Source organism: Perlabentimonas gracilis, assembly GCF_011174675.1.
Taxonomy (GTDB): domain Bacteria; phylum Bacteroidota; class Bacteroidia; order Bacteroidales; family Tenuifilaceae; genus Perlabentimonas; species Perlabentimonas gracilis.
Genome location: NZ_JAANIG010000060.1, coordinates 1 through 13,134 on the forward strand (window position 1 = coordinate 1; position 13,134 = coordinate 13,134).

The window sequence follows — 13,134 nt, forward strand, 5'->3', positions numbered from 1 at the left end:
CTCAGGAAAAAATACCGACAATAAGGCCTTTAGGCTTTCTTGTGTTTCCATACCCAAAGGTAATAACTCTTCTCCAGCACCTCAAAATAATATTTAGCCAAAGTATTAGTGATGTACTATCGCAAATTGGCGTAAAGCATCATGCCATTCGGCTGGGGAAGGATGAATTATCGCTGATTAACAAACCTTTCATTGCACACCTTACAGCTAGTGGTGGGCAGCTAGTGCTCGTTGAGCAGGTTAAAAGTTCACAGGTTACACTCTTACTAAGCTCTGGGAATAGAAAACGGATGGCGCTTCACGCGTTTGCAAATCTGTTCTCGGGAGCAGTGGTCATTATCGAGCCCAACCAACCCAAAGCAAAGCTGGGTAATGGGTATAGCAGGAATGATGAAATGTTTAGGGCCTTGCCCATCGCGTTGGTTCTTCTAGGATTCCTGATGCTTATGGGCCACCTTTTCGTCTCCCATACTGGGCTCGACTACCCAACGGGTGCTCTGGGGTATTTGCTGCCCATTACCAAGCTGCTGGGCTTAAGCCTTACCATCATGCTGGTGCTCCACGAGCTAAGCTCACCCCTAAGCCTAACCGAGAGGATTTGCCACCTTACCCCCAAAACCGATTGCAACGCGGTGCTCCAGTCGAAGGCTGGTAAGCTGTTGGTCCCCATTGGACTTGCCGATGCGGGGCTAATCTACTTTGTGGCAACCCTTATGCTACTAATGGCAAGGCAGCTTAACCTGTTGGTAATTTTAAGTACGGTGGCGCTGCTAGCGCCAATCTACACGGTGTGGGCACAGCTCAAGCTACGCAGGTGGTGCCCCCTCTGCCTAAGCGTACAGGTGGTTCTGCTGGCCGAATTCGTTGTGCTTGCCCAATTGCTCCCCGGCTTAACCGTAACCCTACCCGCTGTGGCGCTAGGGCTAACAACGCTAACCGTTGTAGCGGCAATTTGGGTGCTGTACAAGCTGCACCATGAGGCAAAGCAGCACTACCGGCAGCAGCGAAAGGCGTTCCTTGGTCTAAAACGGCAACCCGCGGTATTCGCAACGCTCATGGCGCACCAGCTTGTGGGCGATGTGCCGCTCGCCCACAATGGGTTTTACTTTGGCCCGCCGAATGCCCCTGTAAGCCTAGCTGCATTCATGAGCCTGCAGTGCCCACACTGCGCCGCTGAGTTTGCAGCCATACGTAAGCTGCTTGCCGAGAGTTCCCAGGTGGGGCTAAAGCTGATAATAGCACCCCCTGCTAGCAAGGAGCAGCTGCAAGTGCTAAACCACCTTGTTGCTAAATACAAACAACAGGGCGAGGAAGCAGCCCTGAACCTACTTGGGCAGTGGTATGCAAACCCTGCTGAAGTATTAAAACAGCAATTAACAGATAATAGCACAGTGGATAACCAAACCCTTAATGAGTGGATAACGAGTAGCAAGACACTTTTTGAGCAATTTAGGGTAACAGGTACGCCCCACGTGCTGGTGAATGGCTTTAAGCTTCCGCAAACCTATAGCACTTACGACCTAAGGCACTACATACCCGAAATACTATTGATAACCCAGAGGCGCAAAGGGCAGGAAGCCCCACCGGTTGCACACCCGTAGCTCCCTGCCCGAACCGCCCTCTCAAAAAAAGAAAGGAGGTAGTACATGACGTAAAGGTAATGAAAAACCAGAAGCCACGGCTTCCCAAAGTGTATAGCATTACAGCATACGCTAACCATTTTTAAGAATTATGCCTTAAAATTTAAAAACAACTAAATTTACAGATTATGAAAACCTTAGAATCAATACTTAATAACCCCGAGCGCAGGCTTAGCGCGGAGGAGATGCGAAACCTGAAAGGGGGTGCACAATATTGCACCTGCGATTTTCACTTGCCCGATGGTGAAATTATTAACCACGCCCTTATAGGCCATGCTGGGACTGGAGATTGTGGAGATGCTGGTGAAGACCTCACTGAGGTTTACAGCGACTGGGTTGCATTTGTCACCTGCAACTCGTACTAAAATTATAACTAAGCCAGAGTATTTAAAACAAATACTCTGGCTTAACTTTAAAACATAATAATATAAGAGATGGCAAGGAATAAAATCTTAATCACTTTCATTGTAATTGTTTTAATTATAACTGGTTGCAAACATAACCCCAACGAAATATACTCCGAAACATTGATTATTGACATTGAATCGAATGTTGGTAATTTCAAAAACCTCTCATTGAGCCAATTGAATGCATACATAAGGTATATCCCATTACAGAGTACCTCAGGGAACTTTTACCAGAGTATCCATGGCGTGGATATGACCGACAGCCTCTTAGTTGTGAAGACAATCAATCGTACTGACCTATATCTCATATCTGGTAAATATATAGGAGGGGTAGGCAGCCACGGAAAAGGTCCAAAAGAAATAGCAATCAACGGAATTCCACGATTTAGCAACGATAAGATTTATATCCCTGATTGCAGAGCCGATAGCAAGCTGCATTGCTACAGCACTAATGGTGAGTTTTTGAAGGCAATACCATTCCCATCCAGATCATTCTCGCCCATTTGGCCCAGCTGGATGCCATGCGATGACACCACTTTCTTGGTACAGGTTGCAAACATTAATAGAGATATCAGGTTCCGGATTGCAAGAATAACCCAGGAAGGAGATATTATTGAGGGTTACGGTAGAAATAGTATAGCAACTAATGGGGAATCAAACCCCCTTTACTTTGGAAATCACGGTAGTTTCTATACTATAGACAGCAGGGTAATGTTTAAGGATCATTTCCTTGATACACTATGGGAAGTTAGTCATAGCCTTATCCCCAGAGCGATATTTCATCGAGGGAGGTATGGGATTCCCAGCAATTACGATATGCTAGTAAAGGATGAATTTAATGTCCTATGGGGTAACTCTATTGACATCCTCTCGATATTTGAAACTCAAGATTACATATTGTTTAGAACGGAATTTAAAAAGCACTACCCATTTGAGTTTTTTAAAGATATTCCTCAAGTTGATAGGAATATCCCTTTTCCGATACTCGGAGTATTTAGTAAGCAAACGCGCGCAACTTTCTTTGTTAAACCTACAAACCCTCTTGTCCAACCAAGCCCAACTGGGCTTGAAAATGATATTGATGGAGGGATAAACTTCTTCCCACAATTTGTTGTTGATGGCGGGGTTTTTATTAGTGTAATCCAAGCTGCCGATCTAAAAGATTATGTTGCAACTGATCTTTTCCGCAACTCCACCCCCAAGTACCCCGAGCGCAAGCGCGAGCTCGAGGCCCTGGCCAACCGCCTAAAGGACGATGACAACCCGGTGCTCATGGTGGTTACGTTTGAGGAGTAGCTTACCCTAAGACCCTAAGGGTTTTTAAAAACCCTTAGGGTCTGAAAAAAAAACCAGAAGCCACGGCTTCCCAAAGTGTATAGCATTACAGCATACGCTAACCATTTTTAAAGAATTATGCCTTAAAATTAAAAACAACTAAATTTACAGACTATGAAAACCTTACAATCAATTTTGAATAACCCCGAGCGCAGGCTAAGCGCGGAGGAGATGAAAGAAATAAAGGGAGGTTCGTCATCATTCACCTGCTATTGTGGTTTTTCTGATAATCCTCAGTCACCCCAAATAAGAGTAACCGCTGATAGTTTGGGAGATGCACTTTGGGGAATGCACCATTTATGTGATGGTGCAGGAGCAACGTGCACTGGTCAATAGTTTACTCAATGTGGGTTATGGATATTCCATAGCCCACATTATTTTAAATTTAATTTCAAAGACAATATCCCTATGTTTATGTACTTAATTATTAGTCTACTTACTCAGGTAGTTGCCCTTTCTAATAGCATTGATAGTATTACCATTGATATCGATGCAGCTAAGACCATAAACCTATCCGAGGTTACTAATACCCTTAACCCGGTTCCCCTCTCGGAAACTGGATTTGCCTTAGGTCCTATCAAAGATGTTTATTTTATCAATGATAAGTTGTACGTTTTGGAATGCAAAACGCCCGAGGAATTTTTCTATGCTAGGGTTTTGGTGTTCGATAAAAAGGGTAAATACCTTGGCCCACTTGACAGCACGAGTGGATTAAGCACTTGGGATGTAAGCTATATGAGTTACGATGTTAAAAGCAACAGGATTTACACCTACTGCAAAGATGGATACAGGGAGTACGACTACGAAGGCAATTTAAAACAGTTCTTTAAAGGGGATAATATTATTGCAGTATATGATAATTTGGTATGGTATCAGGCAAACGAAACAAAAGCAGGAAAGAGTGAGGTTCGGCTAATAAAATCGGCAAAAAATAAAGGCAAAACAGAAACAATCAGGCGCTTTCAATACACTCTTCCTCAGTTATACCTCAATGCAAATGTTTTATTTTATCCTAATATTTGGGTAGAAAGGAATGGTGATGTCATTTATATTGCTTCAGCTATGCAAAACAATATATTTGCTTATCAAAATGGTTTACTCGAACTAAAGTGGAAGATTAATTTCAAAGACAACTCTTCCCTAACTTTTGCCGACTCAATTAAAACATCTTTTGGCTTTATTGACGATGCCATACTTATAAACTACTTTCGTGGTAGAACTTGCTACGATTACATCTTCTCTCCCCAAACGGAGAAACATTTCAACATTCAGTATCAATGGAATCGACAGGGTAAACTAACGTCAGGCCTGAATGATGATATTCTGCAAACTGGTCTGTTTAAGATAAGATTAAGCCAAGGCGTGCCATACTTTATAAAGCAAACCGCAGAGTTAAAAGGTAGCACTATCTACTGCAAACAACAGGTAAATCCTATTGTTTTCTTTTTCTCTTTGGATTAGTTTATGTTAATCCTAATAATATATTTTACAAAAAGAATTCTTTTATAATACCCTTGAGTTTATTTCATTCAGAAAGATCACTATTTAACTATATTCTCTTTCAAAATTACAAGAAGATGAAGCCAATCGCTATAATATCAATAATAGTTATTGCATTGTACTCCTGCAATAACTCAAAGGAAAATCTGAGAACAATTATCGTTGACATGAACAAGCCCAGCAGTGAGTCGCTATCAACCGCTTTTGCTCCTGTTGAAATGATTCCCCTTGAAACCCATGACCATTGTATGGTTGCACGAATCGTAAATATCAAAAAAACCTCATCATACCTTTTTGTAAACGATGCCGGCCAAAGGGTGCTGCAGTTCGATTTGGAGGGGAACTTCGTAAGGCGCATTGGCAAGCAGGGTAAAGGACCAGGTGAATACCTGGGTGTAAATGGCATAGCCATTGATAGCATTGGACAAACCATTTACATAACTTCAAGAGGCCATAAAGTACTGCAGTACGATTTAGATGGAAACTACAAAGCTGATTTTACCCAGACACTTCTCCCCGAATTTATGGATGTGATAGATGACGAGTTATGGCTTATTGCCACTATGCTAGGGGAAAGAACTCCCGTTGGTACATTCGCCAATACAACTAGCCTTATCAGATATACGCTGCAGGGCGTTCCCATCGATACTCTGTCCGTAAAACGTCTCGAATTCCCGTTTGAACAAGGCGCAATATCACCAAGCCATTGGTGTATCTCTAATGTTCACGATGGTAGATTTATTTACTACCCAGTTCTGTTATCGGAGCCTGTGGTTAGAGACACCCTTTATCATATTAATGCAAATGGGTTAAGGCCATATTGTAAAGTTAACTTCGGAATCTCTGGCGAAAAGGCACTTGAGGAGTACTTCAAGATTACCAATATGTTTATGGTGAATAATACGCTAATGGTGAACTACAACCATATGAGGCAAGGTGCAACATTCTATTGCAATCGCAACACCGGGATTAAACGCAATTTGCCCCACGGTTTCGACGACGACCTATGGAACACTGGAAATGTAATGCTCACACCGTTAGACCCAATGACTGGTTTAGTTTACTTTACTAAAGAAGCCTATGAAATGTATCATTTAATTGAAAACATTAACGAGGACGATAATCCCGTAGTTTTTATTATGAAGGCGATTTAAGATGCAGTAATTTGCGAGTAAGCTTCGAAGTGTCCCCCGAAAAGTGCGGGGGACACTTCTATTCATCTCAATAATACAAATATAGCGCAATTGATTATGCGAAACACATTGGCCATACTGGTTATCATCTCATCACTTTTTGGAGGATGTAAGAACAACCCTCTCTTATCCGACAATGGGTATGTCGAGATACAGCTTGAGAATAACATTAAAAACTTTAAACCCCTGTTGTTAGGCAACCTGAACTGTAACGTAACCTATATTCCACTCGAATCGGGCCCTAGCAGTATCCTAAAACAGATTAATGCCCTTGATATTTCAGATAACCTAATTGTTGCTGGCGACCCTTATAATATCGTTTTATTTAGCAAAGCTGGGGAGTATATTAGCAAAGTGGGCAGACAGGGCAAGGGGCCAAACGACTACGCAATAAAAGGGGAGTTGAAGATAGATGAGCCAGACATTTACGTGCCCTGTCTCATAAAAAACTCAATGTTTATCTACTGCCCAAGCGGAGAAAACGCTAGAATCATTCCCTTTCCAAAACGTCACTTTAGCTTAGAACTCCAGAACTGGATGCCTACTGCCGACTCTACGTTTATTGTTCAAGTTCCAAACTTCTCTGGTAGGGAGCGCGACAGAATAATTGAGATTAATTATGAAGGAGAAGTTATAAGACGATGGGATAACAGAAGTTTTTTTGATATTCTCACTCCAAAGTTGGGAGAATCCTCTATGCATCTTGCCAAAGGTAGCAATATGACAGATGGGCAAATCTATCTGTTTCAAGACAGGGTAAGGGTTACCCACCGAACAAACGATACAATTTTTGAAATTCAAAATGATATACTAAAACCAGTATACGTAATTAATCGAGGTACGCTAGGATTACCATACGAATGCCTTGGAGTCCCCGTTAATAGCCCTATGTTCGATCGTGTAAAAGGAGCGATGGTGGTATCCAAAATATTTGAAACAACCAACCACTTGCTGTTTACCGTTCGCTTCGGGAAAAGTTATCCCTTCAAGTTCAAACGTCCACCTGTCGACACTGGAATAGCTTTAATCGAGAAAAAGTACGATATCCTCGGCGTGTATAACAAAGCCACAACGGAGTTTTTCTTTGTTGCCCCATCGGGCGTAGACCACCAGCTGGAGCCCCTGGGTATTGAGAATGATATTGATGGCGGCATTAACTTTGCCCCCATGTACTCGCCCAACGAGCGCACGCTGGTGAGCTGGTTCAACGCCTACGACCTGAAGGCTCACGTGGCCTCGGAGGCGTTCCGCAACTCCACCCCCAAGTACCCCGAGCGCAAGCGCGAGCTCGAGGCCCTGGCCAACCGCCTAAAGGACGATGATAACCCGGTGCTCATGGTGGTAACGTTTGAGGAGTAGCTTACCCTAAGACCCAGTTGGGCGGTTGGCTGTGCCACCGTCCACCTATTTTTGCAGGCACCTGCCTACCTTTAGCTTAACCAAGGTAATTTACCTATTTGGCCTAAGTGGTTCGGCTTTCACCAATTCCACCCTGCAACCGATTGGCTTTGCCGAACTCTCTGGTCAAGTTTCCCCTATATAAGATCGGTTCGTGCAGCAGCGTGGGGCGAACTTGATGTAAACTTACTGCACCCAACCTTTCTAAGTCTACCCCCCCCCAACCCTTTCAAAAGCAAAAATTTAACATTCCCCAACGATCAGCATACCAGCGAGATGCCGAAGTGGCTCGTGCTTTATTAAAAAAAACTTCAAAATAGCTTGTCACAAATTGGCACTTGGCGACACATATAGTAGAGGGGCATACTCTCTCTGCACAGATTTACCCTATTTGTTAACCAACAACCAACAAACCGCAATGATATTACAAGTGAAGGATCAGCTCGAAAGGCTCCACCAGCTTATTAAAAGTGGCAGTACAGGCTCACCCGCCGAGTTAGCTCAGCGTTTAGGTGTAACCGACCGCACGGTAAAAAAATACATTTCCGATTTGCGGAAATTAGGTGCTAGGATCGAATTCTGTCGCTACCGTAGCACCTATTATTACTCTAAGGCCGTAACCTTTCGATTCGGATACGAGCCGGTGGTTGCTAATGACGATAACTCTATGGGAAATGGGGGAGGTGAATAGCATGTTACCCCCTCTTTTTTACTTCAACGATATTTGTAATTGCTCTAAATAAGCGTCAAGAAGTATTTTTTTAAAAGTAAATACCTGTGTTTTTGGGGTTGTAATAAAAATAAAATGAGCACGTTAAAACAATTTTGGCAAAATTGCTAGGTTCCAGAATATCGCCAAAAACCCCGGGGAAATGTCATTTCCCCGAGCAAACCTACCTTTGGTTTACCAAAACATCCTGAATGGGCCCAATGGTTTTTTTTTGGTTAACCTAATTTATTAACTTAAAACTTCAAAATGATGAAAAAACAGTTAAGAAAGCTTGCGATTCTTGGGCTATTGGCATTTGCTTTACCGGCTGTAGCCAACTCAGAAAGAGTATGCGTTCCATACACAATTGAGTGTGACAATGGAACTTTTTCTGGTGAAATATGTGGTGAAACTACAACTGAGATTATTAGTAAAGCATGGGCGATAGCTGAAATTGTGTGCTAGGTAAGTTTGATTAGGAGGATAGTTTGATCTATCCTCCTTTTTTCCAGAACACATAGGATTCTGATATGATTATTAAAGGGGTACAATTTTTTTAGGGAAATAAAAGCATTTTTCAAATTTAATTTAATGTTTATGAGGTTATTATTTCAATTGACCTTATTGCTTGTAACAAGCATAGTAGGCGCACAAAACGTTAAGGAGATAGATAAGGTTTCGCATATTTTTTACTACGATTACTCCTACTTACATGAGCGAGGGAATAGTGCAACAGAGAAAAATCATCAGATGTTACTCGAAGTTGGAAATTCGTTCTCTAAATTTCAGAGTGTGAATAAAGCTTTTGCTGATTCCCTCTTTGCTCTATATGCCAATGAACCTCCTAGTGTTGCTGTTTCCAAAATTATGCCTCAGGTAAGCGGTTCACCAGTTCCAATATTGTTAAATTACGTAGTAGTAAAGGAATATGCATCGGTTAATAAAACAATCTTTATTGGCAAAACAATGGAAGCATCCACCCTATTCAAGGTTGAGGAATCTGTTGAGATAAGTTGGGAGATAGACCCAACGAGAGATTCAACAATATTGGGCAACATTCACTGCATAATGGCTAGGACAACTTACGCAGGAAGAGATTACATAGCGTGGTTTGCACCCGAAATACCCATAAACGACGGGCCATATAAGTTTAGCGGTTTGCCTGGGCTAATTGTAAAGCTATACGACACCCAAAGGGAGCATGTGTTTTCGCTTAACGGTATGGTAAAACCAAGCCCAAAACCTATGTATGTTACTACCGAGAAATGTATAAATGTTAGTAGTAGAGGGTTTTCCCGTGCTTTCGAAGCAAGCAAAAGCGATCTTATCGACCAGCTTGACAACTTCACCTTTAGCAATGAGGAGATGAAGATTAGAGCAATTGGCAGAGTTGTAAATCTAAACAATCTAGTGGAACAATTCTAAGGATAAAGGCAAGGGCAATGGGCAAGGCAATAGCATGTTTTTTGGTATTATTATTTTCCAACAATCTTTTATTTTCTCAAACATTAGTAAGGGGGACGCTATATGGTAACCATGACGAAGAGGTAAACCTGAGGGCAACTGTGATAGTGCACGCAAAAAGCAAAACCGGCGAAATTGTTGGTTATGGTTTCTCTAATAGTAGCGGCCATTTTGAGCTTAATGCTAAATGCGAATGCGATTCACTGGTGCTTGTTGTTAAGTCATTAAGCATTGAGGAGACTACTCATACCATTGCAAATACACCTCAGTCTCTAAAAATCCCAGTCAAATATGCGCAGCATAGTATAGATGAGGTTATTGTTAAGGCACCTAGCATAATTAGCCGAAATGATACAACAACCTACATAGTATCGAGTTTTATGCAACAAAAGGATTTTTCTGTAGGCGATGTAATTGCCAGAATGCCTGGCTTTGATGTTGATACTGAGGGCAAAATTAGCTACCAGGGGCAACCAATCCAAAAGTATTACATTGAGGGCTTAGACCTCTTAGAGCAACGGTATGCAATTGCAAACAGCAATATTCCCCACTCGTCGGTGGCCAGCGTTGAGGTGCTTCACAACCACCAGCCAGTTAGGTTGCTGGAAGGTGTTACTGAAACCAATCAAACATCTGTTAACATAAAGCTTAAGCGGAACACGAGCTTAACAGGACGTCTGGAGGTTGGCGCCGGAGGTTATCCTGCAATCTGGGAGGCCAATGCTACACCAATGGTTTTTAATCGTAATATGCAGGCAATAGGGAGTTGGCAATCTAATAATTCGGGCAGCGACCTTCTGCCCCAGCATCAAAGCCTTAGTATAAGCGGAGGGAGTATAAGCGGAGCTACTTTGCTTAAGCAGAATTACCTGGGTGTTCCAGGTTTGGCAAGTCCTAATATATCGAAAAACAAATACTTGAAAAATCAGGCCAACCTGCTAACGTTCAATTTTCTAACTAAAGGATACGGTGATACAGAGATTAAGCTAAATGGCTCATACTACAACGATTGGGTTGATATGCATTCAAGTATTACTTCATCCTACTTTATGCCCGATACAACCATTGTACTGGTTGAAAACCAGTCGAACTCATATAAGTACAATAGCTTTACGCTTGAAGCAACCATTACACAGAATGTTAGTAAGCGGTATCTTGTAAACAAGGTAAGTTACGGGGGGTTCTGGGATTCCGAAAGAGCTTTAATTAATAGCCATTCAAACCAAACTGTAAGAAGCATAATACCGCATCAGACCATATCAAATAATTTCGAACTAGTTAAACCTATAAATAGTAGGCTCTTTTTTGTAGAATCGGTAGTTGATTACAACCACTCACCTCAAGCACTACGTTTTAGCCCAAACACTCTCATACTTACGGATGTGAATGGCTCTGAAATAGAACAAGAAATTACTAACACAAATTTTGCAACCCACAACAAGCTAAAGTACTCCTATCCAATTAAACGGTTCTTAGCTAGCTCAACCCTAGAGGTGAATTACCATCATGAAGATCACAGAACAAGTATAAATACTTTCACCAACAATGAAACAGCCGATTCTTTGAGAAACTCATTGAGCTGGTACAAGCTAGAAACTCAATTTACCGAAGACCTAGAGTACAAAAACAACGATGTTGTAATTAACATAGCGGCACCTCTGCGATTTGCTAAGTACGATGTAAACGATAAAATGCACAATGCCAGCCAAGCCCCTAGCTACCTAGCCTTTATTCCGAGAGCATCGGTAAGGTATAAGCCTATACCAAACCTTTCGGCTAGGCTTTCAGTATCGTACAGCCAGTCAATTAGTTCGCCAAATAGTTTGGCTCAGGGTAATATTATTGTTAGCCATAGGTTGATAAAAAGGGATCTTTCAGCAATTTCGGAAAGAAATGCCATTCGCTATAATGCAAGTTTAACCTACAGGGCACCAACACTAGGTTTGTTCTCCTCAGTTCATTACTCAGGAAGTTATAGCCAAAGCAATATGCTTGTTAACAAAACGGTTTTAACCAACGGCATGTTTTTGTACCAGTCAATCAATAAGGATAATACATCTGTAGTGAACAATTTATCTTCTGAAATAAAGTGGTACATAAGCTCAATAAAAACCACAGTTGGCCTAAATGCGGATTTTGGAGATATGACAATGCAGCATTTAGTAAGCAGTAGGTTTGCCGATTTTAACCAACAGGTTGTTACATTTAAACCTAGCCTACTTTTAAATTACTCAAAATTTTGGTCTGCCGATTACTCTATTGAGCTTAAGCACATCACATCCGAGTCGGAGTTTTCAAAAACAACAGTAAGATACAACTCTCAAAAAATCAATTTTTTTATGTACCCAAAGCCACAGCATATTTTGGGGTTCGAAACAGAATTGTATAGCTCAAAAAGGGAAGGGCAGGATAAGCATGATGCGGTTTTTGCCAATTTATTATACAGCTTTAAGCCCAAGGGTAAGCGAATCAGCTTTCGTATGCAGTGTAGAAATTTGTTTAATACATCCAAGTATGTAAACCACTACGAGGACGATTTCTCCATTATTACAACTCAGTACGATATTCGCCCACGTGAATTTATTTTTTCCGTTCTTATGTCATTCGGTAGAAATAGATAAGATGGATTGTTAATTCCGCATCAACAGATTTATGATTTGGGAAATTGTTACATTAGCAAAATAGAATGGCGCGAGCGATTTGCCTATTCTCTCACAATAAAGTTTATTCAGTAGCACTCATGAAGCAAAGACCATATCTCGCTCTTGTATTACTTATCATTTTACTGATACCCTTTTCGTCTTTTGGGCAAAGGGTTAAGTATCGCCATTGCAAAAATGAGGTGTTATTGGAAAACTATCTGCAGCAGGTACACGATCCAAAGTATTCGCCTGTAGCAGCTGGAGTGTTGAATTTTGTGTTCCCGGCAGCTGGGTACCTATACGTTGGTGAGCCCCTGAGGGGCGCTGGTGTTTTTGCTGCGGAGCTGGCCGCCTTTAGCGTTTTTGTTATGGGGATTTCAATGTCTATGTGGGTTGATCAAAGTTCAGGATATCCGCCCGCTGGGGCACGCGAAACAATGTTTGTGGGAATTGTTGCCACTGGAATTATACGTGCCTGGGCCATTGTCGACGTGGTGAGGGTTGCCAAGGTCAAAAATATGGCATTCCAGAGTAATGGCTATGCCCTAAAGCTTATGCCCGACCTACAGTATGGTAATCAGAATAATGCTAAATATGCTATAGCAGGCATTAGGCTAACGGCTAATTTTTAAAAGTTCTCAAGGCTGTTCTCAAAACAATATTCAATACCTTTGCGCTAGTTTGAATTACTGTATTTGCATAGAAGGTACGATTATCACCCTCAATGCAGGTAACCTAATGTTTAACTACACTAGCATCCGAAAGTACGAAATTTAAAAATGCCCTCAGAATCCCCTATTTTTGAGTTCGACAAAAAACTTTAAAATTATGGGACTCTTCAGGCGA

The 13,134-nt window shown here is 41.7% G+C and carries 12 protein-coding genes; all 12 read left to right on the forward strand.

Annotation, left to right across the window (positions count from 1 at the left end):
• Positions 1-1,601 (forward strand): thioredoxin domain-containing protein (locus G8O23_RS16230; RefSeq protein WP_219932574.1); only part of this gene is annotated, 1,601 nt, incomplete at its 5' end.
• Between the two features lie 167 nt (positions 1,602-1,768).
• Positions 1,769-2,005 (forward strand): hypothetical protein, encoded by a 237-nt coding sequence (locus tag G8O23_RS16235; protein WP_166366781.1) that lies wholly within the window; start codon positions 1,769-1,771, stop codon positions 2,003-2,005.
• 69 nt (positions 2,006-2,074) lie between these two features.
• Positions 2,075-3,343, forward strand: a complete 1,269-nt coding sequence (locus G8O23_RS16240) for a 6-bladed beta-propeller (RefSeq protein ID WP_166366783.1) — start codon at positions 2,075-2,077, stop codon at positions 3,341-3,343.
• Positions 3,344-3,496: 153 nt separating this feature from the next.
• Entirely contained in the window at positions 3,497-3,718 is a 222-nt protein-coding gene (locus G8O23_RS16245) for a hypothetical protein (RefSeq protein WP_166366785.1), read from the forward strand.
• A 78-nt stretch (positions 3,719-3,796) separates the two neighbouring features.
• Complete coding sequence (locus G8O23_RS16250) at positions 3,797-4,843, forward strand: hypothetical protein (protein WP_166366787.1); 1,047 nt, start codon at positions 3,797-3,799, stop codon at positions 4,841-4,843.
• Positions 4,844-4,959: 116 nt separating this feature from the next.
• Positions 4,960-6,036, forward strand: coding sequence for a 6-bladed beta-propeller (locus G8O23_RS16255; protein ID WP_166366789.1), 1,077 nt, complete (start codon positions 4,960-4,962; stop codon positions 6,034-6,036).
• 96 nt (positions 6,037-6,132) lie between these two features.
• On the forward strand, positions 6,133-7,434 hold the full coding sequence (locus G8O23_RS16260; protein WP_166366791.1) for a 6-bladed beta-propeller: 1,302 nt from the start codon (positions 6,133-6,135) through the stop codon (positions 7,432-7,434).
• A 457-nt stretch (positions 7,435-7,891) separates the two neighbouring features.
• A complete protein-coding gene (locus G8O23_RS16265; protein ID WP_166366793.1) occupies positions 7,892-8,164 on the forward strand; it encodes a helix-turn-helix domain-containing protein in 273 nt (90 codons plus the stop codon).
• 285 nt (positions 8,165-8,449) lie between these two features.
• The gene (locus G8O23_RS16270; RefSeq protein WP_166366795.1) at positions 8,450-8,647 is read left to right on the forward strand and encodes a hypothetical protein; all 198 of its coding nucleotides are present in this window, start codon (positions 8,450-8,452) and stop codon (positions 8,645-8,647) included.
• Positions 8,648-8,779: 132 nt separating this feature from the next.
• The gene (locus tag G8O23_RS16275; RefSeq protein WP_166366797.1) at positions 8,780-9,607 is read left to right on the forward strand and encodes a GLPGLI family protein; all 828 of its coding nucleotides are present in this window, start codon (positions 8,780-8,782) and stop codon (positions 9,605-9,607) included.
• A 41-nt stretch (positions 9,608-9,648) separates the two neighbouring features.
• Positions 9,649-12,267 carry a hypothetical protein gene (locus G8O23_RS16280; protein ID WP_166366799.1) on the forward strand — a complete coding sequence of 873 codons (2,619 nt, stop codon included), beginning with the start codon at positions 9,649-9,651 and terminating at the stop codon, positions 12,265-12,267.
• A gap of 227 nt (positions 12,268-12,494) precedes the next feature.
• Positions 12,495-12,920 carry a hypothetical protein gene (locus G8O23_RS16285; protein WP_166366801.1) on the forward strand — a complete coding sequence of 142 codons (426 nt, stop codon included), beginning with the start codon at positions 12,495-12,497 and terminating at the stop codon, positions 12,918-12,920.
• Positions 12,921-13,134 lie beyond the last annotated feature (214 nt).